Origin of the sequence: Saccharothrix sp. AJ9571 (genome assembly GCF_021725495.1) — a bacterium.
In the GTDB taxonomy this organism is placed as follows: Bacteria; Actinomycetota; Actinomycetes; order Mycobacteriales; family Pseudonocardiaceae; genus Amycolatopsis; species Amycolatopsis magusensis.
In genome coordinates this window covers 5,484,923-5,510,550 of the sequence record NZ_CP091382.1, presented here as the reverse complement: position 1 = coordinate 5,510,550, position 25,628 = coordinate 5,484,923, and the positions used below count along the sequence as shown (strand labels likewise).

Here is a 25,628-nt window from a genome sequence, read left to right as displayed (position 1 = left end):
TCTCTGACGAGAAAACGGAGCGACCGTCCGGCTGTTACCAACCCACTCGGCCAGCCCGTGCAGGTTGACGACATGAGGCGGCCCAGACACACCGGCCGCGGACGCAAGCAGTGGAAGCCGGGCATGCGGGTTCTGCTCTACATCCGAGTCTCGAAGATCGGAAACCGGGCGGACACCCTCATCTCCGATGAGGTCCAGGAAGACGTGTGCCGGAAGTGGGCCGCGCGCGAGGGCTTAATCATCGTCGGTGAGCCAATCACGGACCTGGACAAGTCCGGCCGGGAGGCCACCAAGCGTCAGATCTCCCGCAGCATCGACCGCGTCCGGCGCGGCGAGGCCGACGGGATCCTGGTGTGGAAGGTGAGCCGGTGGGGGCGCAACCTGATCGACTCGATGCTCAACGTCTACGAACTGCACGAGGCCGGCGGCTTCATCGCCTCGGCGACGGAGAACCTCGACGACATCGAGACGCCGATGGGCCGGTTCTCCCTGACCCAGATGCTCGCCATCGCGCAGTTGCAGTCGGATCAGATAGGCGAGACGTGGACGGAAATCCACGATTACCGGCGGGATCGAGGCCTGCCGCACAGCGGCGGCCCCCGCTTCGGCTATGTCAAGAACGACGACATAGGTCGCGACGATGACCCGAGCCTCGTCTACACCGTGGACCCGAAGACGGGGCCGTGGCTTCAGAAGTGCTACGAGGAGTTCGTCTCAGGCAAGACGATCACGAAACTCGTCTTCGAGCTCAACGAGAACGGCATCACCACCGTCACCGGAGGCCGCTTCACCAGCAGGACTTTGCGGAAGATCCTCGATTCGGGCTTCGGAGCGGGCCTGATCATCGACCGTCGCGGGGCGGACCCCAACACCGACGATCCGAATCTCGTGTCCTACCACCCGGGCGCGCATCAAACCGTTATCGAGCGGAGCACTTGGGAGGCGTACGTACAGCGCCGTGCCAGACGGGCTGCTCCGCGCGAGGCTGCGCCGGCCACCAAGCTCTCGGGGCTGCTGTACTGCGCTTCCTGCGGGCGCAAGATGCGCATCTACTGGTCGACGAAACGCGGGAAGCGCTTCCGAGGGTACGAGTGCGACCGGGACAAGCACAACAACCAGACCACCATCCTGTGTCCCTCACCGGTCGCGATCCGTCAGTCGATCGCCGAAGAGAGCATGCTCGCCTGGCTCGGGCGCAACGCACGAGGAGAAGAGGACTTCGCCAGAGCTCTCGAGCAGCAGAGCCAGCGGGAGAAGGCCTTAGCCAATGCCACTGCCATCGATGTCGAGATCGCCCGGCTCAAGGCCCGGCGGCAGCGACTGCTCGACGTGCTCCTCGACGCCGCCGGCGAGGTCGGCGACCTGCAGGCTGAGTTCCGGGAGAAGCGCGACGAGATCATGGCCGAGATCACGACACTCACGGCGAAGGCGGGGGCATTGCGCAGCGAGAACACGGCACCGTCGATTCCCACGATGGAGTGGTTCAAGGACCTGACCACGATGTGGTCCGGCGCTGACACGGGCATGGTGAACGAAGCGCTGCGATCTGTGGTGAAGCGGATCTACGTCCATCGCGCGGACGTGCGGCGGGATGGTCTCACCGGTCGTCTCCACGTGATCGGCCTCTGGGCGAACAACCCCTATCGAAAAGTGACCTGAGCCTTCTTTGGCTCTTCACAGGAGGCCCCGTGGACAGTCCGTCCACAGGGCCTCTCGATCGACCGAGGTGGGCTTTACCAGCCGCGCTCGGCCAGCCGGGTGAACTCCGTGCGGACCGTTGTGTCCGCATTTTCAGACCACGGCACGTTGATGCCGACCATCGCTTCGCCGAGCCCGCGCGAGACCTTCGCCAGCATGTCGGGGTCGTCGTGGAAGGTGGTCGCCTTGACGATCGCCTCGGCCCGGCGCGCCGGGTTGCCCGACTTGAAGATGCCGGAGCCGACGAACACGCCTTCGGCGCCCAGCTGCATCATCATCGCGGCGTCGGCCGGGGTGGCGATGCCGCCGGCGGTGAACAGCACCACCGGCAGCTTGCCCTTCTGGGCGACCTCCTTGACCAGCTCGTAGGGCGCCTGCAGCTCCTTGGCGGCCACGAAGAGCTCGTCCTCGGGCAGCGACGACAGCCGCCGCAGTTCCGCGCGGATCTTGCGCATGTGCGTGGTCGCGTTGGACACGTCCCCGGTGCCAGCCTCGCCCTTGGAGCGGATCATCGCCGCGCCCTCGTTGATCCGGCGCAGCGCCTCGCCCAGGTTCGTCGCCCCGCAGACGAACGGCACGGTGAACGCCCACTTGTCGATGTGGTTGGCGTAGTCGGCCGGGGTGAGCACCTCGGACTCGTCGACGTAGTCCACCCCGAGCGCCTGCAGCACCCGCGCCTCGACGAAGTGGCCGATCCTGGCCTTGGCCATCACCGGGATGGAGACCGCCTCGATGATGCCGTCGATCAGGTCGGGGTCGCTCATCCTGGCCACCCCGCCCTGCGCGCGGATGTCGGCCGGGACGCGCTCGAGCGCCATCACCGCGACCGCGCCGGCGTCCTCGGCGATCTTGGCCTGCTCGGCGGTGACCACATCCATGATCACGCCGCCCTTGAGCATCTCGGCCATGCCGCGCTTGACGCGGGCGGTGCCGGTTTCGGGCGAGGGGGAACTGGTGGACTGGACGTCAGACACGGCAGGGCCTTTCACGAGAACTTCTTCCGGGGATCCGAAGTCGAAGATACGACCGACGTGGCCTCTTCCCACAGGCCAGTGAGTGGCTATCTCGGCAGGCCACTTCGGGCGAATGGCCTGGTGGTCGAGCAGGCCACTCGACCGAAGCCGCGCCACCCGGGTGCTTGTTGCGCCGGTGCCTTGTGGTCACTGTCCGTCCGGGTGTGTGATCGAGGCCACACACCCGAGCCGACGTCGACGCAGGGAGGCCGTCATGGCCGAAAAGCACTCGAAGAACGGAGAAACCGGGGCCGCGGTCGCTGTGGACGACCCGGCCAACGTGCGCAACGTGGTGCTCGTCGGGCCTTCCGGTTCGGGTAAGACCACTTTGACCGAGGCGCTGCTGGCCGCTTCGGGCACGGTCTCGCGGGCCGGTTCGGTGGTGGACGGGACCACGGTGTGCGACCACGACCCCGCCGCCGTGCGGCAGCAGCGCTCGGTCGGGCTGGCGGTGGCCCCGCTGCTGCACGACGGCATCAAGATCAACCTGATCGACACCCCGGGTTACGCGGACTTCGTCGGTGAACTGCGCGCCGGGCTCCGGGCCGCGGACGCCGCGCTCTTCGTGGTCTGCGCGGCCGAGGGCGTGGACGCCGCGACCACCGCGGTGTGGGAGGAGTGCGCCGCGGTCGGCATGCCGCGCGCGGTGGTGATCGCCCGGCTCGACCACCAGCGCGCCGACGCCGACGCCGAGATCGCCGCCTGCCAGGCCGCCTTCGGCAACGGGGTGCTGCCGCTGTACCTGCCCGCCCGCGAGGGCCTGATCGGCCTGATCACCCAGCGGTACTTCGACTACTCCGGCGGGTTTCCGGCCAAGATCGGCGAACCGGACCCGGCCGACCTCGACCGCCTCACCGACGCCCGCAACGAGCTGATCGAGGGCATCATCGCCGAGAGCGAGGACGAGGGCCTGATGGACCGGTACCTCGGCGGCGAGGAGATTCCCGAGGCCACGCTGATCGCCGACCTCGAGGCCGCGGTCGCCAAGGGCACCTTCCACCCCGTCGTCCCGGTGTGCGCGCAGAGCGGGCTGGGCCTGGGCGAACTGCTCGACGGCATGGCGCGGGCGTTCCCGTCGCCGCTGGAACACCCGCTGCCCGAGGTCACCTCTCCTGACGGCATCCCCCACCCCCGGCTCAGCGCCGACCCGGCGGGCCCCCTCGCCGCCGAGGTCGTGCGCACCGCGGTGGACTCCTACGTCGGCCGGGTGTCGCTGGTCCGCGTCTTCTCCGGGACGCTGCGCCCCGAACGGCCGGTGCACGTCTCCGGGCACGGGCTCGCCGAACGCGGGCACGAGGACCACGACGCCGACGAGCGGGTCGCGCACCTGTACTCGCCGCTGGGCGCGAACCTGCGTGAGGTGCCGTACTGCGTGGCGGGCGACCTGTGCGCGCTGACCAAGGTGAGCTCGGCGGAAACCGGCGACACGGTGTCCTCCCCGGACCAGCCGCTGCTGATGAAACCGTGGCCGATGCCCGAACCGCTGCTCCCGGTCGCCGTGGTGGCGAAGAAACGCAGCGACGAGGACACCTTGGCGCGCAACCTGTCCCGCCTGGTCGCCGGTGATCCGACGCTCCGGCTGGACCGCAACGCCGAGACCGCGCAGCTGGTGCTGTGGTGCATGGGCGAGGCGCACGCCGACGTGGTCCTCTCGCGCCTGCGGTCCGGTGGCGCCGAGATCGAGACCGAGCCGGTGCGGGTCAGCCTGCGCGAGACCTTCGCCGGCCACGCGGCCGGGCACGGCAGGCACGTCAAGCAGTCCGGCGGGCACGGGCAGTACGCCGTGTGCGACATCGAGGTCGAACCGCTGCCGCGGGGCGGCGGGTTCCAGTTCGTCGACCGGGTGGTCGGCGGCGCGGTGCCGCACCAGTTCATCCCGAGCGTGGAGAAGGGCGTGCGCGCGCAACTCACGCGCGGGCTCGCCGAGGGACACCCGGTGGTGGACATCAAGGTCACCCTGGTCGACGGCAAGGCGCACAGCGTGGACTCCTCCGACGCCGCCTTCCAGACCGCCGGGGCGCTGGCGCTCAAGGACGCCGCCTCGAAGGCCCGCGTCGCACTGCTCGAACCGGTCGACGAGGTCGCGGTGCACCTGCCGGACGAACACCTCGGCACCGTGCTCGGCGACCTGTCGTCCCGGCGCGGCCGGGTGCTGGGCACCGAGACGGCCGAAGGCGGGCGCACGGTCATCCGCGCCGAGGTCCCCGCGACCGAACTGCTGCGCTACGCCATCGACCTGCGGGCACTGACCTCGGGCACAGCCACCTTCACCCGGCGGCACTCGCGCTTCGACCCGATGCCGGAAGGAGCGGTGAAGTCCGGCTGACGCGACCACGCCGCTCCAGTACTGCCCCACTCACAGCAATCGTCAGGCGGGCAGGTCCGGTTCGGCGATTTCGAAGTACTCCGGTTGCGGCGCGGTTCCGGCGAGTTTGAAGTAGCGGACCTTGCGCCGTCGCCGGAGGGCGAGGGTGTCTCGCACGGCGTCGTTGTGCACCCGGCGCGCGATGACCACCCGGTAACCGGCGTCGTCGAGTTCCTCGGCCAGGCCGGTCGGTAGTACCGAGCGGTCCACTTCGGACAGAAGACGGGTGAGTTCGTTCTCCTCGGCCTCGCGCTCGGAGCGCGGGGCCCCTTCGGCGCGCGCGGCGGCCTCGCGCAGGCGCGCGGCCCGCGTGTCCGACTGGTCCCCCGCCGCGGCGACCGCGCGCGCCACCACCGCCCGCCGCGCCAGTGCCGCGTCGAGGGCGGCCCAGCAGGCGTCGGTGCGCACGTGCAGCCGGTCCAGGCGGTTGGCCGTGGCGACCAGGAACAACCCGAACAGCACGATCGCCACCGCCGCCGCGGCGAGCAGCACGATCAGGGTGGTCACAAGACGGGCTCCACGTCCGGGCGGACGCGCCGCGGGTCGGCCGCGATCGCCGCCTCGTAGACCCGCAGCACCTGGGTGGTGACCACGGACCAGTCGTAGATGGTCACCCGCTCCCCCGCCGCCGCGGCCAGCGAGGCGCGCCGGGCAGGATCACCGAGCAGTTCGCGCAGCGCCACCGTCCACGCCGCCGGATCACCGGTGGTGGCGAGCAGGCCCGCGCGGCCGTCGTCGAGCACGCGGCGGAACGAGTCGAGATCGCTGGCGAGCACGCAGGTGCCCGCCGCCATCGCCTCGGTGAGGATCATGCCGAAGCTTTCGCCGCCGGTGTTGGGCGCGCAGTAGACGTCCACGCTGCGCAGGGCCCGCGCCTTGGTCCGGTCGTCGACCTGGCCGAGCAGTTCCAGGTGTGGCGCCAGCTCCGGACCGGCTTCGCGCACCAGCGCCTTTTCGTCACCGCGGCCGATCACCAGCACGCGCAGTTCGGGGAAATCCGGCAGCAGCGCCCGCAGCGCTTCGAGCAACACGCCCATGCCCTTGCGCGGCTCGCTGAACCGCCCGACGAAGCCGACCGTGCCGCCGCTGCGCGGATAACCGTCGAGCGGGCTCGCGTCGGCGAAGAACGCGGCGTCCACCCCGTTCGGGATCTCCACCGCGTCACCGCCGGAATGCTCGACCTGCACCCGGCGCGCCAGCGCCGAGACGGCGATGCGCGCGGTGATCTTCTCCAGCAACGGCCGCAACACCGGCTGGAACGCCGAAAGCGTGCGCGAGCGCGGCGTGGCCGTGTGGAAGGTGGCCACGATCGGGCCGTCGGCGATCTTCAGCGCCAGCAGCGACAGGCTCGGCACCGCGGGCTCGTGCAGGTGAAGCACGTCGAAGTCGTTGTCCCGCAACCACCGCCGGACGCGCGCGTAGGACACCGGGCCGAACTGCAGGCGCGCCACCGAGCCGTTGTACGGGATGCCGAGCGCCCGGCCAGCCGGGTGCACGAAGGCGGGCAGGTCGGCGTCCTCGTCGGCGGGGGCGAGCACGGAGACCTCGTGGCCGCGTTCGAGCAGCGCCTCGGCGAGGTCGACCACGTGCCCCTGGACCCCGCCTGGCACGTCGAACGAGTACGGGCAGACGACGCCGACCCTCATGCCTGGCCCGCCTCCGCCTCTTCCGGCAGGCCGCCGGGGTAGTCGGCGGTCCAGAACGGCTGCAGCATGTGCCAGTCGGCCGGGTGCGCGGCGATGTCACCGGCGAAGATGTCGGCCAGCGCCTGGGTGGCGGCGGGCACCTCGGCCCGCGCGTTCACCCGGATCCGCGGGTGCATCCGGATCTGCCAGCCGCCGTCGGTGAACCAGCAGCCGACGGGGATCAGCGCGGCGCCGGTGGTCGCGGCGAGCCGCGCCGGGCCGGGCGGCATCCGGGTGTGCTCGCCGAAGAAGGTCACGTCGATCCCGGACCGGGTCAGGTCGCGGTCGCCGATCAGGCAGATGGCCTTGTTTTCGCGCAACCGCTTCAGCAGCACGCGGAACGCGGCGCTGTCGCCGGTCAGCGGCACGACCTCGAAGCCGAGCGACTCGCGGAAGGCGACGAACCGGCGGAACAGCGACTCCGGTCTGAGCCGTTCGACCACCGTGGTGAACCCGCCGAGGTAGCCGGTGAGCCAGACCCCGGCGGCGTCCCAGTTCCCGGTGTGCGGCAGGGCGAACACCACGCCGTTGCCCTCGGCGAGCGCGGCGTCCAGGTTCTCCACGCCGGTGATGGCCGAGGCGACCTTCTCGCGGACCACCTCGGGGTCCATCGACGGCAGCCGGAAGCTTTCGCGCCAGTACCGCGCGTAGGACCGCATCGCGCGCTTGGTCAGTTCGTCCAGCTCGGCCTGGTCGGCGCGGGGCACCACCCTGGCCAGGTTCCGGCGCAGCTGCTGCACGCTCGGCCCGCCGCGCCAGGTGGCCAGGTCGGCGCCGAGGGAGAAGACCGCGTCGGCGGCCGGTTCGGACAACATGCGCGAGACGCGCCAGCCCGCCGCGTAGGCGAGGTCCGTCATCCGGCCGGCGAGGCTCATCCGGCCTCCCGCGCCGATTTGGCCACTGCGGCCAGCCGCTGCAACAGGGTGATCACCGAGAGCACGGCGAGCAGCCACAGCGACACCTCGACCGCGTGCGGCACGCCCAGCCCCATCAGCCCGGTGCCGACCAGCGAGATGATCAGCCGTTCGGCGCGCTCGACGAGCCCGCCGTCCGCGGCCAGCCCGGAGGCGTCGGCCCGCGCCTTCACATACGAGATGACCTGGGCCAGCACCAGGCAGATCAACGCGGCCGCGGCCGCGCGGTGGTTGTCCCCGATGGTGAAGCACCACCAGGCGATCGCGGCGAACAGCGCGCCGTCGACCAGCCGGTCGCAGGTGGCGTCCAGCACCGCGCCGAACGGGGTGCCGTGGCCGCGCGCCCTGGCCATCGCGCCGTCGAGCAGGTCCAGCATGGCGAAGCCCCACACGGTGAACGTGCCGGTGAGCAGCCAGCCGTTCGGGAAGAAGACCAGCGCGCTGATCATCGCGCCGAGGGTGCCCGCCACGGTCATCACGTTCGGGGTCAGCCCGGCACGGACCAGCACCGCGCCGATGGGATCGGTGACGCGGGAGACCGAGGCACGCGCGAAGATGTTGAGCATGAGTGTGGTGGCCGGACCTAGCTGGAGGAGGGTGGGGTCCCCCGCAGCCTATCCAGAGCCTCCCCGGGTCCCGGCCTTCGGCTCGCCGGAAAGCGCTGGAGGCTCCTCGGCGCACGGCTCGCCCGCGCAGGGTTCCTCGATCAGCTCCCTGGCTTTGGCCTCGGCGCAGGTGCCCGCGAGACCGGCGACGATCGCGTCGCTGATCTCCCCCAGCGCCCGCACCTGATCGCCGGTGAGCGGGTCGAACAGGCTTTCCCGCACCGTTTCCACGTGCCCGGGTGCGGCCGCTTCCAGCGCCGCGAACCCTTCGGGCGTCAGCGACGCCCACGCCCCGCGCTTGTCCGTGGCGCACGAGTAGCGCCGGACCCAGCCGTTGGCCTCCAGGCGGGAGACCGCGTGGGAGAGACGGCTGCGCGAGGACCGGGAAACGTCGGCAAGATCACTCATCCGCAATGTGCGCTCGGGCGCTTCCGACAGCGCGACGAGCACTTCGTAGTACGTGTGCGGCATGCCGCTCTGCTGCTGGAGCTGCCCTTCGACGTGGGCGCGCAGCATCGAGACGGCGGCCGAGAACGAGCGCCAGACCCGCTGCTCCTCATCGGTGAGCCACCTCGGTTCGGTCATACCGCCCATGATACCTGGTTGAACGCTCAACCATAATTCGCTACGGTGTGGTTGAGGGTTCAACTACAGCTCCCTCGCAGAACCTAGGAGGACGTTTCCATGAGCGCACCCACCACCGAGATCCCTGGTTACGTGACCGGGACCTGGAACATCGACCCCGCCCACTCCGAGGTCACCTACAGCGTCAAGCACCTCGGGCTGGCGAAGTCGCGCGGCAGCTTCCAGCGGTTCGGTGGCCAGATCGTGACCGGGGAGAGCATTTTCGACTCCTCGGTGACCGCCGAAATCGAGGTCGCCTCCGTCAGCACCGGCGTCGGCGCGCGCGACGAGCACCTCAAGACCGAGGAGTACTTCGACGCGGCGAACCACCCGAAGATCGTGTTCCGCTCCACCGGCATCCGCGCCGACGACGACGAGTTCCTCATCGACGGTGAGCTGACCTGGCGTGGCGTCACCGTGCCGGTGACCCTGGAGGCGGAGTTCAACGGCATCGGCCCGAACCCGGCGAACAACAACGCCACCACCATCGGCGTGTCCGCCGAGGCCACCGTGGCCCGCCGCGACTTCGGCATCGGCCCGGAGGGCAACGCCTTCCTCGGCGAGAAGGTCAAGATCACCCTCGAGATCGAGGCCGCCCTGCAGGGCTGAGCAGTGCCCGCCAGCAGGCAGGCGGTGTCACGAAGGTGGCTTCGGGACGCGGGACAGGACTGTGCGTAGCTCCGTCGAAGGTGGCGGCGAGCGACGGGTGGGCGTCCCGAAAGCCACATTCGTGACATCGGCGGGGCGGCGACCGCCGCCCGGGGCGCCCACCGGAGGATCCGCCCGGATCCCCCGTCCCACCCCGGGCCTAAGAGATCAGTTCAGAATGAGTTCGCGGAGGCAGATGATCGAGCAAGCAAGGCTGAGGATGGCTTGGTGGATGCTGGCTCGACGTTCGCTGCGGATGCGTAGCCTGCGGAAACCTTTGAGCCAGGCAAAGGTGCGTTCGACTGGTCAGCGGATCTTGCCCAGGCCGGAACCATGCTCGACACCGCGCCAGGCGATCAGCGGGGCGACACCACGGGCTCGGACCAAGCGCCGGTACTTGTCGTGGTCATAGCCGCGGTCGGCGTAGAGCCGCTGCGGCAGCCGACGTGGCTTGCCGACCACGCCCCGAATGGGCGGGACGCCGTCGAGCAGCGGGATCAGCTGGGTGACGCCGCCTGCGATGTCCTCCGGTCAGCGTGACGGCGAGCGGAGTGCCGTGCGTGTCGGTGATCAGGTGGTGCTTGGAGCCGGATTTGCGCCGGTCGACCGGGCTCGGCCCGGTGTGGTCCCCCCTTTGAGCTCCAGCCGCGCCTACAGCTCGCCGGTCAAAACCTGCTCACGCATCCGACAATGCTGGAAGATCCGACACCGCAGCCGAAGCCGACGCGCCAGCTCATTCTGAACTGATCCAAGCCAAAACACGGCGGAGATGACCTCGTCAGGGCATCTTTCCCGCCTTGACAAGGTCATCTCCGCCGTAGTCACACTCGACGACCGGGACGGCTAAGGGGTCACGCGCTTTCCCAGGCCTTCGCCAGCAGGTCGCGCGTCTGGTTCAGCAACTGCGGCAGCACCTTCGTGTGGCCCACCACCGGCATGAAGTTGGCGTCGCCGCCCCAGCGCGGCACCAGGTGCTGGTGCAGGTGGGCGGCGATCCCCGCGCCCGCGATGACGCCCTGGTTCATGCCGATGTTGAACCCGTGCGCATCCGAGACCTTCCGCACCACGCCCATGGCGTGCTGGGTGAACCGCGCCAGCTCCACCGTCTCTTCAGCGGTGAGGTCGGTGTAGTCGGCCACGTGCCGGTAGGGCACCACCATCAGGTGCCCCGGGTTGTACGGGTACAGGTTCAGCACCGCGTACACCGACTCACCGCGTGCCAGGATCAGCGCGTCGGCGTCGTCCAGGTCGACCAGGCGGCAGAACGGGCAGCCGGTCGGCTGGTCGCCCTCCGGCTTGTTCTCCCCCTGGATGTAGGCGAGCCGGTGCGGGGTCCACAGCCGCTGCAGCGCGTCGGGCACGCCGACGCCGTCCTGCGCCTCGAATTCCGGGCCACTCACGCGAGGACCGCTCCGAAGCTCTCCGCCGACGGCGAGGTGTTCTCGCGCCGGCCGATCCACGCGCTGATCGCCTCGACCGCGGCGTCCACCGGCACCCCGTTCAGCTGACCGCCGTCGCGGAACCGGAACGACACCGCGCCCGACTCCACGTCCTTGCCGCCCGCGAGCAGCATGAAGGGCACCTTCTGCATGGTGTGCGTGCGGATCTTCTTCTGCATCCGCTCGTCGCCGAGGTCCAGTTCGGCCCGGACGCCCTTGGTGCGCAACGCCTTCTCCACCCCGCGCAGGTGCTCGGTGTGCTCGTCGGCGATCGGGATGCCGACCACCTGCACCGGCGACAGCCACGCCGGGAACGCCCCGGCGTAGTGCTCGGTGAGCACGCCGAAGAACCGTTCGATGGAGCCGAACAACGCCCGGTGGATCATCACCGGCCGCTTCCGCTCGCCGCCCGCCGCGGTGTACTCCAGCTCGAACAGCTCGGGCAGGTTGAAGTCCAGCTGGATGGTCGACATCTGCCAGGTGCGGCCGAGCGCGTCCTTGGCCTGCACCGAGATCTTGGGTCCGTAGAAAGCCGCGCCACCCGGGTCCGGCACCAGGTCCAGCCCGGAGTCGGCAGCTGCCGCGCGCAGCGTTTCGGTGGCTTCCGCCCACATCTCGTCGGTGCCGACGTACTTCTCGTCGTTCCGCGTGGACAGCTCGAGGTAGAAGTCGTCGAGCCCGTAGTCGCGCAGCAGGCCGAGCACGAAGCCGAGCAGCGAGCGCAGCTCACCGGGCACCTGCTCGGGGGTGCAGAAGATGTGCGCGTCGTCCTGCGTCATGCCGCGCACGCGGGTGAGGCCGTGCACCACACCCGACTTCTCGTACCGGTACACCGAGCCGAACTCGAACATGCGCAGCGGCAGTTCGCGGTAGGACCGCCCGCGCGAGCGGAAGATCAGGTCGTGGAACGGGCAGTTCATCGGCTTGAGGTAGTAGTCCTGCCCGGGGCGGCGGACCGTGCCGTCCTCGTTGTACTCCGCGTCCAGGTGCATCGGCGGGTACATGCCGTCCTTGTACCAGCCGAGGTGCCCGGAGATCTCGAACAGCGAGGCCTTGGTGATGTGCGGCGAGTTGACGAAGTCGTAGCCCGCTTCGACGTGGCGCTGCCGCGAGTAGTTCTCCAGCTCCTGCCGGATGATCCCGCCCTTGGGGTGGAACACCGCCAGCCCCGAGCCGATCTCGTCGGGGAAGGAGAACAGGTCCAGCTCGGCGCCGAGCTTGCGGTGGTCGCGCCGCTCGGCCTCGGCCAGCATCTCCAGGTGGTGTTCCTGGGCCTCCGCCGACTCCCACGCGGTGCCGTAGATGCGCTGCAGCTGCGGGTTCTTCTCGTTGCCGCGCCAGTAGGCCGCCGCGACACGGGTCAGCTTGAAGGCCGGGATGTGCTTGGTGGTCGGCAGGTGCGGGCCGCGGCACAGGTCTCCCCACACCCGCTCCTTGGTGCGCGGGTCGAGGTTGTCGTACACGGTCAGCTCGCCACCGCCGACCTCCATCACCTCTGAAGTGTCCACATCGGACTTGATGTCCACCAGCTCGAGTTTGAACGGCTCGTCCGCCAGCTCGGCCTTGGCCGCCTCCACCGATTCCAGCACCCGGCGCGAGAACTGCTGCGAGCCCTTGATGATCTGCTTCATGCGCTTTTCCAGCGCCTGCAGGTCTTCCGGGGTGAACGGGGTGTCCACGGCGAAGTCGTAGTAGAAGCCGTCCTTGACCGGCGGGCCGATGCCCAGCTTGGCCTCGGGGAACTGCTGCTGCACCGCCTGGGCGAGCACGTGGGCGCAGGAGTGCCGGATCACCGCGCGGCCGTCCTCGGTGTTCGCCGCCACCGGCTCGACCTCGGTGTCGGATTCGGGCACCCAGGCCAGATCCCGGAGCTTGCCCTCGGTGTCCCGGACCACCACGACCGCGTCCGGGCCCTTGCCAGGCAGCCCGGCTTCCCGGACCGCGGCGCTCGCCGTGGTGCCCGCGGCGACCACCACGCGCTGGGACGGTGGGGCCGCGGGTGGCGAGAACTCTGACACGGTGTGCTCCTCAACTGGGGTGTTCCGATGACCCCAGTGATGCTAGCCGCCGTGACCCCGGCAGCTCATCCCGAGTCAAACGCCCACGGCGCTGTTGCGCGGGAAGAAGCGGGCGAACGGGCCGTGGGCGTGGTTCACGACCGCGACAACGGTGCCGTTGGCGCGGTCGGCGGGGTCCGGCGGGGTCAGAGCGTGTCGACCGCCTGGTCGTAGCCGAGCCGCGGCAGCCGGTCGTACCAGGCGTTGTCGCCGGGCTTGCCGATGTTCACCACGACGAGCGAGCGCCACGGGCGGTCGTGGAAGAACTCCTTGTCCACCCCGTGCGCGTCGAAGCCGGTGAGCGGGCCGGCGGCCAGCCCGGCGGCGCGCACGCCGATGATGAAGTAGCCCACCTGCAGCAGCGCGTTCGCCTTGGCCGTCTCGACGCGGACGTCCTCGTCGGCGAAGTAGTCCTTGGCGGTGGGGTGGTGCGGGAACAACCGCGGCAGGTTCTCGTGGAACTCGGTGTCGGCGGCCAAGATCACCGTCAGCGGCGCGCCGGCGGTCTTGGTCCGGTTGCCCTCGGCCAGCAGCGGCACCAGGCGCTCGCGGGCCTCGCCGCTGCGCAGCACCATCGCCCGCAGCGGCTGGGTGTTCATCGAGGTCGGCGCCCACTTGACCAGGTCGTAGATGGCTTTGACCTGCTCGTCGCTGACCGGCTCGGCGCTGAAGGTGTTGGCCGTGCGGGCCTGGCGGAACAGCAGGTCCTGCCCGTCGCCGTCGAGCGCCAGGTCGCCGGTGCGGGTGTCGGTGGAGGTCATGGCGGAGGTCCTTCCTGGTGAATTCCTGACTACCTCCGCCAACATAGTTGAGCGCTTGACTATTTCGAATTCAACTAGATACAGGTCACACGGGCCGCCTCAGTAGGCTCCGTCACCGCCCAGCACCGCCCGCACGGTCTTCCACAGGATCACCAGGTCCAGCGCCAGCGACCAGTCCTCCACGTAACGCAGGTCGAGCCGGATGCTCTCCGCCCACGTCAGGTCGCTGCGGCCGCTGACCTGCCACAACCCGGTCAGCCCCGGCTTGACCAGCAGGCGGCGGCGGGCGTCGGCGGCGTAGGCCTTGGTCTCCTCCGGCAGCGGCGGGCGCGGGCCGACCAGCGACATCCGGCCGGTCAGCACGTTGAACAACTGGGGCAGCTCGTCGAGGGAGTAGCGGCGCAGCAGCCCGCCCACAGGGGTGACCCGCGGGTCGCGGCGCATCTTGAACAGCGGGCCGGCGCCTTCGTTGGCGTCGAGCAGCCGACGGCGCACGGCGTCCGCGTCGACCACCATGGTGCGGAACTTGAGCATGGTGAAGGGCTGGCCGTTGCGCCCGACGCGGCGCTGGCGGTAGATCACCGGGCCGCGGTCGCCCGCCTTGATCGCCACCGCGATGGCCAGCAGCAGCGGGGAAAACAGAGCCAGCAGCAGACCCGAGGCGACCCGGTCGACGATCTCCTTGACCAGGCGGCGGCCGCCGGTGAAGGTCGGCGCGGTCACGCGCAGCAGGGGCATGCCGAGCACCCCCGAGACGTTCAGCCGCGGCCCGGCGACCTCCATCAGCACCGGCGCGACCACCATTTCGGCCGAGGTGCCTTCGAGGTCCCAGGCCACCTGCTGCAGTTTGCGCGGGCTCCAGTACTGGTCGGCGGTGACCGCGACCACGCGGTAACCACCGCGGCGGACGTGGTCGGCGAGTTCGTCGAGCCTGCCGACCACCGGCACCCCGTCCAGCTCACCGCTGCCGGGATCGCCTTCGCCGGTGAAGGTGCACACCGCTTCGACGCGCCAGCCCACGTGGGATTCGGCGCGGGTGCGCGCGATCAGGTCGCGCACGGTTTCCGGGCTGCCCGCCGCGAGCACCGGCAGCAGGCAGCCGCCGCGGCGGCGGGTGCGGTGCAGCCAGCGGCGGAGGACATAACGTTGCGGGAACGAGACCAGCGCGACGGCGGGGACGACGGCGAACACCCAGGGCTGCACGGCGAGCGCGCCGAAGAGCAGCCCGCCGAGTGCGACCATCACCGCCGCGGCGAACAGGCCCCGCCCGAGTCTTCGGAACTCCTCGGCGCCCTCTCCGAGCACTCTGGGGTTCCACGCGCGGCTGGCGGGCAGCGCGCACACGACCGCGATCACGGTGCCCAGCGCGAGCCACCGCGTGATCGGCCAGGCGGCGCCGAAACCGTGCAGCACAAAGGCTCCCGCGGTGACCACGGCGGTGGTGGCGAGCAGGTCACCGAGCACCACCAGGCCGCGGTAGCCGGACTCCCAGTCGGATGAGCGCGGGGTGCGCGAAGACGCGACGGGCAGGCGCGGGTCCGCCGTGTTCACCGGGCGCGGCGGGGGTGGTTGCCGGTGGATCGCCGGAAGGCCGATGTGGGGCCGCGCATCATCGACCGGCAATGACCGCCGCACCGACTCTTCCATCGGACCTCCCACACTCAGCAGGTGTCCCTCAGAATTATGACTGAGAGTTACTACAGGCGGTATACGCTCAGTAGGAACACGAGCGATACACGCGGTGGTATCGGCAGGGTTGAATTCAGCGTTACACGGTCACAGCCCGGCATTCGACTCACCGAGACGAATGACAGATCATCCCGACAATAACGAACTGGTGACGAAGGGTGATCATTGGTCTCCGGAAACCCCTACACAAAGTAGTCGGAAAATCCTGTGCTCACCCGGGCGGCCGGTGCCGTTGGGCCGCCCGTGGACACTCTCCACTGTGGACCAGCCGGATGGGGCCCCGTGTTATCGGCCGAACAGGTCCACGGTCGCGGGCACGTGGCGGTCCGGGCGATTTTCGACGAGTTGGCCGGACAAGGGGGTATTGATTGTCCGAAACCGAAGTGGCCGCATCATCGTGCGGCGCGTGCGCGGGTCAGAAAGACCACGCGGGAATTCGAAACCACCGGGGGTTCAGCCGCACTGGGCGAACAGCTCCCGCAGTTTCGCGAGCACCAGTCCGGCGCACTCGGGCAGCGGCTCGCGCGTGCCGGAGGCGCCGGTGGCCACGACGATCGAGGCGACGTCGTGCACTTTCACGTTGGTGGCCTGGGAGACGGCTTTGAGCGTGGCGAAGGCACGCCGCTCGTCCCACGACTGCAACAGCATCAGCATGCCCTTCGCCTGCTCGATCTTCGGCAGAGAGGCCAGTTGCCGCCGCCGTTGCGCCAGTTCGGCCACCAGATCCGACTCCGTGTCCATCGCCGGTCCCGTACTTGGCGAATCCGTGGGCGAAGGCCCGGGACGGGGCAGGTCCCGGGCCTTCGCGTCACCGGCGTCAGTTGTCCTGAACGGTCCCGCCGTCCTCGATGCCACCACTGGCGCAGTTGTACGGGTCCTCGCCGGCGGCCTCGTTGACACCCGGGGACAGGATCGGCACGCCGACGCCGTTGAGCACGTCGTGGACCGGCACCTGGACGCCCAGCACGTTGACGTTGTTGTCGCACACGCCCACGACGCCGCTGACGTTGTGCAGCGCGTCGAGGTTGTTCAGGTTGGCCAAGCCGACCTGGTCGTCGTCCTCCACGCGCAGCGTGTGACCGCCGTCAGCGGAAGCCACACCGCCCAGCATGACCAGCCCGGCCGCGGCGGTACCCGCGATGACACCGATCCTCTTCAACACGAAAAAACTCCTCGATCTACTTCAGGTGATTTCAGATGGGCCGGTGGCGCCGCACCCGCCGGGGAGCACGGCGCCACCGTCATCGCGGTGCCGCGCCGGAGCGCGGCACCGCGAAATTTCAGTTGTCCTGGACGGACCCGCCGCTGAGGATGCCGCCCGAGGCGCAGTTGTACGGGTCCTCGCCGGCGGCCTCGTTGACACCCGGGGACAGGATCGGCACGCCGACGCCGTTGAGCACGTCGTGGACCGGCACCTGGACGCCCAGCACGTTGACGTTGTTGTCGCACACGCCCAGCGTGCCGCTGACGTTGTGCAGCGCGTCGAGGTTGTTCAGGTTGGCCAGGCCGACCTGGTCGTCGTGGTCGTCGGCCGAGGCGGCACCGCCCATCGCGAGCAGGCCAGCCGCGGTCAGGACGGTGGCGACGCCGATTTTCTTCAGCACAGCGAACTCCTCGATGTGAGAGAGAGGGGGGATTGTCCGGCGCAGGGAGAATTCGATCTCCGCGCCGTGCAAGGGAGAACGTACTGATCGGGTCCTCCCGGTTCCACTCGCTTACAACCATCGTGTGGGGTCGCGATCCCCTGACCACCACAGCTGTCCCCCATTCGGGTGGCCGACCATGATCGACAACGCGAAAATCGTTGACGTGCAAGCGAAACTTCTCGGCGCAGCAAAAGGCTCCGCGTCGGCGCGAGCCGACGCGGAGCCTGGTTGCGGGGTTCGTCAGTCGTCGACCGAGTGACCGGCCGCGCTGCTCACCTCGTACACGGCAGCCCCACCGGGACCAGCCGCCGAGGACCATTCACTGTAGACCGAACCGTAGCGGCCGCCGGCGCTGAACACGCCACTGGTGGCGGCACCGTCCGGACCGGCCGCGGAGCTCCACTCGTGGTGCAGGGTGCCGTAGTCGTTCGCGGCACTGTACGCACCACCGGTCGCCGCACCGTCCGGGCCGGCCGCGGTAGCCGACTCGTAGGAGCTGGCTTCCGATCCGTCCATCTCGTCGGACTCCGAGGTCACCTCTTCGGACTCCTCTTCGGACACTGAAGACTCCTCCGACTCTTCAGCCTCCTCCTCATCGGACTCCTTGGCGCCCGACGGCACCTCGACGATGGCCTTGTTGACGTCGTCGTCGGAGTCCTGGATGTGGACGATGGACGACTCGATGTCGTACTCGTCGCCGTCGTCGTCCTCGTGGTACCAGTCGTCGTCGTGGCCCCAATCGTCGTGGTCCCAGTCCTCCTCGTCGTCCCAGTCATCGTGGTGCCAGGCGCCGTGGTCGTAGTCGGAACCCTCCGCCGACGACGCGGTCTCCTGCACCCACGCGCCGCCGAGGCCGGCGAACGAACCGGACTCGACGTACCACGCGTTACCGTCTTCGTCGACGGCCGAGGCCAGTTCGAAGGTGCCGGCACCGCCGATCCCGGCGTACGTGCCGGATTCGGCGAAGAAAGCGCCACCGGTGTTGTGCGGGATGACATCAGCTGTCGACGGACCCGCCGACAGCAGGATCATGGGCACCACAAGTGCCCCCGCGCCCAGGGCGCGTCGGATGACAGACATCGGGTGTTCGATCCTTTCGATGGACGATGCGGCGGCGATTGCCGCCGACCGGTGAATACCCGTCCATTCCCGTCGAAATCCCGCGCCACCCGAAAGTGCGTTCAGCGCCGCGCGCCGGGTCCGGCGAATTCGGGCCACGCTTCGGCCTCCACGCACAGCGCAGTGGCCACATCTATCTCGCCGGTGCGCACCTTTTCCGCCAGCGAACCGATTTCCGGTCGGAGGAACAGCCACCCCCGAACGTGTTTGTCCTCGTACCTCGGCGGCTCCCCGGAGCCGGCGCCGAGAATGCGGAAGTGCTCACCGGCGGCCCAGGTCTGGGCGATCCACTGCCTGCCCCACCGGAGCACGATCCGGCCCAGTTCGTTCTGCCGGTCGGCCGGGTGGATGAGCCGGTCACCGGTTATCGGCAGCAACCGCGCGGTGAAAACCGCACCGGGTGCCGACACCGAAAGGTGGTCGAACATTTTTCGTATTCCTTCGGGGTTTCGAAGCCGGCCGAGCAGGCGCGCGGCACACTCTTCCGGTGGCTCTCGGCTGAACCAGCGGGGAATCATACGGACGGTGTACGAACACCGACAAGACTCCTTACCCACCCGGTCGGGAAAGCACCCACTCGTAGCGTTTCGCTCACCCGGAAGACTGGCCGCGGGTCGCAGGCTGTACCGGCGGCCGGGTCCGGCGTCGTTCCATCGAATGACGCCGGGCGGCAAGCCGCGCTCCCCCGATCCGCTGATGCGGGCTTGAGCCGCCGCCGCCCGGGTACCGCTGGAGCTTCGAACACCAGCGACGGAGGAGGAACGGGATGCGCAGGACGATCTGCGGGGTGCTGGCCGGGCTGGCCGTGGCACTGGGCACCGGCCCGGTGGCCGCGGCGGCGGAGCCCGCGCCGGCGGCGGTCCAGCAGGCACCCGACCCGGACATCGACGACCGGGACGGCACCGACAACAACAGCGCCGACGAAGACGGTGATAACGGCATGTGGGGCCTGCTCGGCCTGGTCGGCCTGCTGGGCTTGGCGGGGCTGTTCCGCCGGGGCCCGAAGCCGGGGGCGATGGCCGGGTATCCGGCGGCGAACGCGGACGCGCCGCCCGCGAACACCTATCCCCCGGCGGCACCGCGGAAAGCCCCGCCGGGCGGGGTTCGCTGAGCGAATCCAGAAGAAAAGCCCTCGGCGCCGATCACCGGATCGGTCGCCGGGGGCTTTTTTCACGGCCGGTGTACCAGTGGCCGGGATATGCGTATCGGCCCATCACGCCAAAGGATGAACAAATCAAGATCAATGGGGGACATCACCCACCCGATACCGTGATCATCTCAGCCGAGCGGTAACGAATACGCAAAGTGAAAAATTGTCACATCGACGCCTTCGGGCATTCACGCGAAATGGCTGTTTGACCTGGGGCCCTTCGCGGACCCCCTGACGGAGCGAACGGGTTCCCGGCCGCGCGAAGGTCCGGCGTGGACGCTCGACATGACAGTCCTCTGTGGACCCGGCGACGATGTGACGGTCAAGACCACGTACTTTCCGGAGGAGCCGGTCATGAAGAACAACCTCTCTCGCGCCATCGTGGCGGTGGCCTCGGTGATCGCGCTCGTGCTGGTGGGCACGGGTAGCGCGGCCGCGGTCGCCGGACCGCCCGGTGGCGGCACGGGTGCCACCAGCACCACCAGCGCGGCGGCGAAGGTGCAGAACCTGCGGGACCTGCTCCAGCAGCGGGCCGACGCCGGGGACATCGAAGGCACCGAGGTCGCGCTGACCGAACTGGACCCGCTGCTCGACGAGATCATCGCGGGCGAGCGCTACGCGGTGGCCGAGGCCGCGCAGGAATCCGCCGCCACCGCGAAGTACGAATCGGCGGAGGCCGCCGCCGGGCTCGACGAGATCGCCGAGCAGAGCACCCAGGGACGGCAGCTGCCGCCGGCGTCGACGTTGCTGAACGCCTTGCTGCAGCGCGTCCTGCTGAGCCTGTCCGATCTGGTGAACGACCTGCTCGGCGGGCTGCCGCCGCTGCCGGCGGCCGCCGCCTGAACCTCCGACGGGAACCGAGCCCGGTGCGGTCCGCCGCACCGGGCTCTTCGCCGCGTGACCGCTCAGCCGATCCTGGGCAGGTCGTCCTGGTAGGTCAGCGGCAGGGAGAACAGACCGCGTGCCTTGTGCTCGGCGGTGAGCCAGCTGTGGAAGAAGATGCGGTCCTCCAGCACATCCGCGCCGCCGGGACCGTCCACCTGCCCGCCGAGGCCCGCGATGGACAGCAGCGGGTCGGGTGCCTTCACGAAGGGCCCGGTCAACGTCGGCGCGGTCGCGTACGAGGTGTGGTAGGTGGAATTCTCGTAGGTGTCCGCGGCGTAGAACAGCAGGTACTTCGACGGCCGCCGCACCACCACCGGGGCCTCGACCACACCTTTCTCCTCCTGCAGGTCCGCCCGCAGCAGTTCCCGCCGGGGACCGGTCGTGGTGAGGCCGTCGGCGGTCAGTTCCTGCAGCCAGATCGCCGACGGCGGGCCCGCGGCGGCGCCGTTGCTCTTGTACAGCAGGTACCGGCGGCCGTCGTCGACGAAGGTCTGCGGGTCGATGTCCCCGGAATCCTCGGGCACGCAGATCAGCGGCTGCTCACCCACCGGTTCGAACGGCCCGCCCGGCGCGTCACCCAGTGCCGTGCCGATGCACATGGGACCGCCGTTCTTCGACGCCCCGGTGTAGTACAGCAGGAATCGCCCGTCGTCTCGGCGCACCACGTCCGGGGCCCAGAAGCCGCCGTCCTCCGCGGCCCAGACCGGGACGCGGGCGAGCGCGTCCCCGCGCGCCGTCCACGGCCCGTCCGCGTTCGCCGCGCTCGCGTAGGGCACCTTGCCGGTGGCGTTGCCCGTCGAATAGGCGAAGTAGCCCGCGTCGGTGCGCAGCACGTCCGGGTCCGCGAAATCGGCGTCGATCAGCTTCGCCGGGGTGGCCTTGGCCGCGGCCGCGGGGACGTGACCGCCCAGGAGGGCCAGCACCGCCACCACCGTCGTCGCCAGCGGAACGGCACCTCGCGTGAACTTCATCGACTCTCCCCGGATGAGCGGTCACCGAAATCGATCCCGGACATCGTCACCCCCTTCCGGCCACCCCGCCGGGCGGCCCAGCCGATCGCGTGATTCCCCGTCAGGCAGGGCTTTCGCCCAACAGCCGGTTCGACCGGTTCACCGGGGAACGACCGGGTAACCGGCGGGCATGACGAAGAAGTTCAGCAAGGGCGACCGCGTGCGGTGGGACGCCGGCAACCAGAGTTCGGTCGGCACCGTCGAAGACGTGATCACCAGCGACACCCACGCGGGCGGCCGCGAGGTCAAGGCATCCCAGGAGAGCCCGCAGTACCTGGTACGCAGCGAGAAGTCCGGCAAGACGGCGGTCCACCACCCGGACAAGATCCACCCGGCGTGACCGGCCTCAGTGGACGAGCTTGAGCCCGACCACCCCGCCGACGATCATCGCCAGGAACAGCACCTTCAACGCGGACAACGGTTCCTGCCCGGTGAGCATCGCGTAGACCACGGTGAGCACCGCCCCGATGCCCACCCACACCGCGTACGAGGTGCCCACGGGCAGCTCGCGCATCGCGTAGGCCAGGCCCACCATGCTCGCGGCCAGCGCGGCGAAGAACACCACCGCGGGCCAGAACCGGGTCAGTCCTTCGGATTTGCCGAGCGCGGTGGCCCACACGGCCTCCAGCACGCCCGAGAACACCAGTACGATCCACGAAATCGGCAACACCACGGTCTCCAGCGGGCCGTCTTGTCGCACACCGGGTACGGCACCCCTCGTCCGGAAGCCCCATTTCCGGGCTCCCCGCCAAGATCTCACACACCCCCGCGCGACGGCAACCGGCGGTACCGGCCGGGCGCGACCCCGTACTGCCGCTTGAACGCGGCCGCGAAGGCGAATTCCGAGCGGTACCCGGTTTCCTTCGCGACCACGGACAACGGCAGGTCGGACTCCCGCAGCAGCCGGGCCGCGGTGGTCATCCGCCACCAGGTCAGGTAGCGGCCGGGCGACTGCCCGGTCAGCGCGGTGAACCGCCGGGCGAACGGCGCGCGCGACAGGCCGCCGCGCTCGGCCAGCGACGCCACGGTCCACGGCCGGGCGGGCTCGCGGTGGATGGCGTCGAGCGCCCGGCTGACGACCGGATCGCGCAGGGCCGCGCTCCAGCCGGGCCGTCGCTCGCGGAACCAGGTGCGCAGCGCGTAGAGCAGCACCAGGTCCAGCAGGGCCGGGACCACGCCGCCGGTGCCCAGGCCGGGCCGCAGGAGTTCGGCGGCCAGGAGGTCCACTGTGGACCGCAGTTCCGGGCCACCGCGCAGGTGCACGACGGCGGGCAGGTCCTGGAGCAGCGGGTGCCCGCCGGTGGGGGCGAGTTCGTAGGCACCGCAGAGGGTCGTCGTGTCCGCGTCCACCGGTGGCTGGGGCTCGGGGGACTCCGGTGCGCGGATTTCCCCGGATGGTGGGGTGTCCGGGCTGTCGGCGAGCACATGGCCACCGCCGTGCGGCAGGAGCACGACGTCACCCGCGGCGAGTCGCACCGGTACGCCGTCCGACGGGATGAGCACGCAGGCACCCCGCAGCACCACCCGGAAGCCGACCGCGCCGGGCACGGGCGGGAACCGCTGCGCCCACGGTGCCTCCCAGCCCACCACGGCCGAACGCGGACGACCCGCGCGCACCACGGCGAGCACGTCGCTGAGGATGTCCACCGGGCCAGCATAAGCGTGGGCGAGACGATCGCGTATGGACGCGGGGCAACGGAGCATGGTTCGTCTCGCCCGGGGCTTCTACGGTCGTGGACATGAGAGCCGCGAGAGTTCGTGAGTTCGGTGGCCCTGGCGTCATCCGGATCGAAGACATCCCCCGGCCGGAGCCGGGGCCCGGGCAGGTGCTGGTCGAGGTGGCCGCGACCTCGTTCAACCCGACCGAGCTGGCGCTGCGCTCCGGGGCCCTGCGCGAGGTGGTGCCGGTGCCCCTGCCGCTGACCTTGGGCTGGGACTTCTCGGGCACGATCGCCGAGGTCGGGGCGGGGGTGCGCGGGCACGCCGCCGGGGATCGGGTCGTCGGGTGGACCGATGGCGCGGCCGCCGAGTTCGCCGTCGCCAGTACCTTCGCCGCCGCGCCCGGCAGAGTTCCGCTCGTCGACGCGGCGGCCATCCCGCTCGCCGGACTGACCGCGTGGCAGGCGATCGCGCAGACGCACATCGAGCCTGGCGAACGGGTGCTGGTCAACGGCGCGGGCGGTGGCATCGGCGGCTTCGTCGTGCAGCTCGCCCGCCGCGCCGGGGCGCGCGTGATCGCCACCGCCGGTCCACGCAGCGCTGCCGCGGTCCGCCGCTTCGGCGCCGAGCAGCTGATCGACTACACCACCACGTCACTCGGCGACGCGCTCGACGGGCCGGTCGATCTGCTGTTCAACCTCGTCGGCCTGCCGAAGGCCGAGGGTGACGCGCTGGTGCGCCTGGTCAGGCCGGGTGGGCGCATCGTCTCGGTGACCAACCACCTCGAAGTGCCGCACGAGTCCAGGGTGACAGCGGCGCATGTGCTGGTGCGCAACGATCCCCGCGACCTGGGAGCGCTCGTGGCCCTGGTGGACGGCGGCGCGGTCGAACTCGACGTCACCGAACACCACGCCCTCGCCGGACTCCCCGGCATCCACCGGCGCGGGGAGAACGGCGAGATCCGCGGCAAGGTGGTCATCGTCATCCGGGCTTGAGGCCGGCCGCGTCGTACTTGCAGGCCGCGTTCCACAGCAGGAACGACTTGATCCCGACGGCCTCCGCCGCCTTGATCTGGGCCCTGACCTCCTCGGCGCCGTAGGTGCGCTTCAGGCTGAACGCCTGCAGCCACGGGATGACCACCGTCTGCCCGTCACCCTCCGCCGTGAGCCGCTCGAAGTCGGCGAGCGAGCGCTGGGTGATGTCGAAGGGCTGCGACTCCGGATCGGCCACCTGGTACTCCCCCGGGCCCCAGTGCGACGGGTAGACCATCGGGGCCACGTAGTCGGAGTGCTTGGCCAGCAACCGGATGTCCTGGGCGATCTGCTCCGGCCGGGTCGCGGCGATGCCGAACACCGACGCCCCCAGCACCGCGCCGTGGGCCCGCACCTTGGGCTGGGTCTCGCCGACGAAGTCCGCGATGGACTGCTCGGGGCTCACCTTCAGCCCCGGGAACCGCATTTCGCCGAGCTTGCCGTCGGGGCGGCGGACGTAGTCGTAGAGGATGTCGTCGAAGCCGAGCGCGGCGGCCTCCTCCGCGATGTCCACATTGTACTGACGCACCGACGGGTCGGCGAAGTTGGTGAACGCGTACTTGCCGTACCCGCCGGTCCACGGCTGCCCGTCGGCCTTCTGCACCACGCGGTCGCGATTGCCGTTGCCCCACGAGGCCTCGGCCAGGATCGGGTCGCGGAAGGCCACCACCCTGGCCACCACGCGGACCCCGGCCTTGTGCAGTTCGTCAACCGTGGCCCGCGCGTCGTAGTGGTCGCGGGTGGCCTGGATCTCCTTGGCCAGCGGCACTTCCGAGAGGTAGCCGATCTCGCCGCTCTCGTCCTTGACGTCCAATTGGACGGTGTCGATCAGCTTCTCCGCGGCCATGCGCAGCACCGGCTCCCGCAGGGCGGGCGAACTCCACGCCAGCGCGGACATGTGCACCGCGCGCATCCCCGGGTGCCGGATCGCGACCGGCACCTTGTGCGCCGCGACGTTCCCGGCGCCGTCCCGCGCCTCCACGACGACCTCGGAGACCTGCCCCGGCACCATCGCGGCGAAGCGCCCGTCCGGGCCCACCTGCGCCGGTTTGCCGTGCACCAGCACCGAGTGCGCCTCGGTGACCTGGCCGCGCACCGCGGCGGGCACCTGCGCGTGGACAGCCGCCACCGGTTCGACCACCAGTCCCGGCGGGGTGACGTCCACGGTGAAGGAGCGGGTCACCGCGCCCGAAGGCAGCACCGACGGTGAACCGGGCACCTCGATCTCGACCTTGTGCGGCCCGGCCGCCGGTGCCGGGCCGGCGAGCCGGATCCAGCCGTCGCCGTGCTCGAACGGCACCGGCACGCCGTCGAGCCGGACCTCGGCCTCGGCGGTGTTGCCGTTCGTGGCGATCTCCATGCGGGACACCGCTTCCGGCGAGACCGTGGCCCCTTCGGACAGCGCGGGCACGGTGACCTCCGGCCGCAGCACCACCGCGAGCGGGATGAGGATGCCGATCGGCGCGAGCACGGCAGCGCCGAGCACGGGTAGTCGCTTCCGGACCGACGAGCGAGCGAACATCCCTGCCTCCCAATGCCACAGTCCGGCACACTCCGGCCTGCCCCAACGATTCCGTGGAAGTCTTCCCGCCCCTGTGGACGGTCAACCACTTTTCATCCGGAGGGATGA

General features: G+C 70.0%; 26 protein-coding genes, 1 pseudogene and 1 riboswitch. Of the genes and pseudogenes, 7 read left to right on the top strand and 20 right to left on the bottom strand.

Translation table 11 applies throughout. The annotated features are described in order from the left end of the window. Positions 1-123: 123 nt before the first annotated feature. The gene (locus tag L3Q67_RS25580) at positions 124-1,659 is read left to right on the top strand and encodes a recombinase family protein (protein ID WP_499184008.1); all 1,536 of its coding nucleotides are present in this window, start codon (positions 124-126) and stop codon (positions 1,657-1,659) included. A gap of 74 nt (positions 1,660-1,733) precedes the next feature. Here the strand turns inward: L3Q67_RS25580 and pdxS are convergent, their stop codons facing one another. Beyond that, positions 1,734-2,606, bottom strand: a complete 873-nt coding sequence (gene pdxS, locus L3Q67_RS25575) for a pyridoxal 5'-phosphate synthase subunit PdxS (protein WP_499191638.1) — start codon at positions 2,604-2,606, stop codon at positions 1,734-1,736. Positions 2,607-2,925: 319 nt separating this feature from the next. On the opposite strand from pdxS, the gene L3Q67_RS25570 reads away from it, so the two are divergent. After that, positions 2,926-5,037, top strand: a complete 2,112-nt coding sequence (locus tag L3Q67_RS25570; protein ID WP_499184007.1) for an elongation factor G — start codon at positions 2,926-2,928, stop codon at positions 5,035-5,037. A gap of 42 nt (positions 5,038-5,079) precedes the next feature. Here the strand turns inward: L3Q67_RS25570 and L3Q67_RS25565 are convergent, their stop codons facing one another. Genes L3Q67_RS25565 through L3Q67_RS25545 form a run of 5 tightly spaced genes read right to left on the bottom strand, consistent with a single transcriptional unit; the run spans position 5,080 to position 8,865 of the window. Then, on the bottom strand, positions 5,080-5,583 hold the full coding sequence (locus tag L3Q67_RS25565) for an NUDIX hydrolase (protein WP_499184006.1): 504 nt from the start codon (positions 5,581-5,583) through the stop codon (positions 5,080-5,082). Then, positions 5,580-6,722, bottom strand: a complete 1,143-nt coding sequence (locus tag L3Q67_RS25560; RefSeq protein WP_499184005.1) for a glycosyltransferase family 4 protein — start codon at positions 6,720-6,722, stop codon at positions 5,580-5,582. Before L3Q67_RS25560 ends, L3Q67_RS25565 begins: the two co-directional genes overlap by 4 nt. Further along, positions 6,719-7,636 carry a phosphatidylinositol mannoside acyltransferase gene (locus L3Q67_RS25555; protein ID WP_499184004.1) on the bottom strand — a complete coding sequence of 306 codons (918 nt, stop codon included), beginning with the start codon at positions 7,634-7,636 and terminating at the stop codon, positions 6,719-6,721. The genes L3Q67_RS25560 and L3Q67_RS25555 overlap by 4 nt, the downstream gene beginning before the upstream one ends. Continuing rightward, complete coding sequence (pgsA, locus tag L3Q67_RS25550) at positions 7,633-8,241, bottom strand: phosphatidylinositol phosphate synthase (protein ID WP_209668199.1); 609 nt, start codon at positions 8,239-8,241, stop codon at positions 7,633-7,635. Before pgsA ends, L3Q67_RS25555 begins: the two co-directional genes overlap by 4 nt. A gap of 48 nt (positions 8,242-8,289) precedes the next feature. Continuing rightward, positions 8,290-8,865, bottom strand: a complete 576-nt coding sequence (locus tag L3Q67_RS25545) for a MarR family winged helix-turn-helix transcriptional regulator (protein WP_499184003.1) — start codon at positions 8,863-8,865, stop codon at positions 8,290-8,292. A gap of 99 nt (positions 8,866-8,964) precedes the next feature. On the opposite strand from L3Q67_RS25545, the gene L3Q67_RS25540 reads away from it, so the two are divergent. Continuing rightward, positions 8,965-9,513: a YceI family protein gene (locus L3Q67_RS25540; RefSeq protein ID WP_499184002.1), complete on the top strand. Its 549-nt coding sequence runs from the start codon at positions 8,965-8,967 to the stop codon at positions 9,511-9,513. 207 nt (positions 9,514-9,720) lie between these two features. Here the strand turns inward: L3Q67_RS25540 and L3Q67_RS25535 are convergent. The 10 genes and pseudogenes from L3Q67_RS25535 to L3Q67_RS25490 form a co-directional block, all read right to left on the bottom strand. Beyond that, positions 9,721-10,219: pseudogene (locus L3Q67_RS25535) on the bottom strand (IS5 family transposase); the annotation flags it as partial. Positions 10,220-10,403: 184 nt separating this feature from the next. After that, positions 10,404-10,952 carry an HIT family protein gene (locus L3Q67_RS25530; protein ID WP_499184001.1) on the bottom strand — a complete coding sequence of 183 codons (549 nt, stop codon included), beginning with the start codon at positions 10,950-10,952 and terminating at the stop codon, positions 10,404-10,406. Continuing rightward, a complete protein-coding gene (gene thrS / locus L3Q67_RS25525; protein ID WP_499191637.1) occupies positions 10,949-12,967 on the bottom strand; it encodes a threonine--tRNA ligase in 2,019 nt (672 codons plus the stop codon). Before thrS ends, L3Q67_RS25530 begins: the two co-directional genes overlap by 4 nt. 227 nt (positions 12,968-13,194) lie before the next feature. Then, a complete protein-coding gene (locus L3Q67_RS25520; RefSeq protein WP_499184000.1) occupies positions 13,195-13,809 on the bottom strand; it encodes a nitroreductase family protein in 615 nt (204 codons plus the stop codon). A gap of 99 nt (positions 13,810-13,908) precedes the next feature. Then, entirely contained in the window at positions 13,909-15,456 is a 1,548-nt protein-coding gene (locus L3Q67_RS25515) for a sugar transferase (RefSeq protein WP_499183999.1), read from the bottom strand. A gap of 495 nt (positions 15,457-15,951) precedes the next feature. Further along, positions 15,952-16,239 (bottom strand): ANTAR domain-containing protein, encoded by a 288-nt coding sequence (locus tag L3Q67_RS25510; RefSeq protein ID WP_499183998.1) that lies wholly within the window; start codon positions 16,237-16,239, stop codon positions 15,952-15,954. A 76-nt stretch (positions 16,240-16,315) separates the two neighbouring features. Continuing rightward, positions 16,316-16,660 carry a hypothetical protein gene (locus L3Q67_RS25505; RefSeq protein ID WP_499183997.1) on the bottom strand — a complete coding sequence of 115 codons (345 nt, stop codon included), beginning with the start codon at positions 16,658-16,660 and terminating at the stop codon, positions 16,316-16,318. 118 nt (positions 16,661-16,778) lie between these two features. Beyond that, entirely contained in the window at positions 16,779-17,102 is a 324-nt protein-coding gene (locus L3Q67_RS25500) for a hypothetical protein (RefSeq protein WP_499183996.1), read from the bottom strand. A 282-nt stretch (positions 17,103-17,384) separates the two neighbouring features. Continuing rightward, complete coding sequence (locus tag L3Q67_RS25495; RefSeq protein WP_499183995.1) at positions 17,385-18,224, bottom strand: hypothetical protein; 840 nt, start codon at positions 18,222-18,224, stop codon at positions 17,385-17,387. A gap of 101 nt (positions 18,225-18,325) precedes the next feature. After that, positions 18,326-18,691: a hypothetical protein gene (locus L3Q67_RS25490; RefSeq protein ID WP_209668209.1), complete on the bottom strand. Its 366-nt coding sequence runs from the start codon at positions 18,689-18,691 to the stop codon at positions 18,326-18,328. 338 nt (positions 18,692-19,029) lie between these two features. Between L3Q67_RS25490 and L3Q67_RS25485 the strand changes: the two genes are divergently transcribed. Beyond that, complete coding sequence (locus tag L3Q67_RS25485) at positions 19,030-19,374, top strand: WGxxGxxG family protein (protein WP_499183994.1); 345 nt, start codon at positions 19,030-19,032, stop codon at positions 19,372-19,374. A 393-nt stretch (positions 19,375-19,767) separates the two neighbouring features. After that, positions 19,768-20,256 (top strand): hypothetical protein, encoded by a 489-nt coding sequence (locus tag L3Q67_RS25480; RefSeq protein ID WP_499183993.1) that lies wholly within the window; start codon positions 19,768-19,770, stop codon positions 20,254-20,256. 62 nt (positions 20,257-20,318) lie between these two features. On the opposite strand, the gene L3Q67_RS25475 is transcribed toward L3Q67_RS25480, so the two are convergent. Next, positions 20,319-21,269, bottom strand: a complete 951-nt coding sequence (locus L3Q67_RS25475) for a glycoside hydrolase family 43 protein (RefSeq protein WP_499183992.1) — start codon at positions 21,267-21,269, stop codon at positions 20,319-20,321. A 169-nt stretch (positions 21,270-21,438) separates the two neighbouring features. Here L3Q67_RS25475 and L3Q67_RS25470 point away from each other — a divergent pair, with 169 nt between their 5' ends. Next, positions 21,439-21,648: a hypervirulence associated TUDOR domain-containing protein gene (locus L3Q67_RS25470; protein ID WP_499183991.1), complete on the top strand. Its 210-nt coding sequence runs from the start codon at positions 21,439-21,441 to the stop codon at positions 21,646-21,648. A gap of 6 nt (positions 21,649-21,654) precedes the next feature. Here the strand turns inward: L3Q67_RS25470 and L3Q67_RS25465 are convergent, their stop codons facing one another. Continuing rightward, positions 21,655-21,969 carry a DMT family transporter gene (locus L3Q67_RS25465; protein ID WP_499191636.1) on the bottom strand — a complete coding sequence of 105 codons (315 nt, stop codon included), beginning with the start codon at positions 21,967-21,969 and terminating at the stop codon, positions 21,655-21,657. 19 nt (positions 21,970-21,988) lie between these two features. Next, positions 21,989-22,055: riboswitch (guanidine-III (ykkC-III) riboswitch) on the bottom strand. 9 nt (positions 22,056-22,064) lie between these two features. Next, a complete protein-coding gene (locus tag L3Q67_RS25460) occupies positions 22,065-22,955 on the bottom strand; it encodes an AraC family transcriptional regulator (protein WP_499183990.1) in 891 nt (296 codons plus the stop codon). 92 nt (positions 22,956-23,047) lie between these two features. On the opposite strand from L3Q67_RS25460, the gene L3Q67_RS25455 reads away from it, so the two are divergent. Then, positions 23,048-23,962: an NADP-dependent oxidoreductase gene (locus tag L3Q67_RS25455; protein ID WP_499183989.1), complete on the top strand. Its 915-nt coding sequence runs from the start codon at positions 23,048-23,050 to the stop codon at positions 23,960-23,962. Here the strand turns inward: L3Q67_RS25455 and L3Q67_RS25450 are convergent. Further along, a complete protein-coding gene (locus L3Q67_RS25450; protein ID WP_499183988.1) occupies positions 23,949-25,520 on the bottom strand; it encodes a putative glycoside hydrolase in 1,572 nt (523 codons plus the stop codon). The genes L3Q67_RS25455 and L3Q67_RS25450 overlap by 14 nt on opposite strands. Between the last annotated feature and the right edge of the window lie 108 nt (positions 25,521-25,628).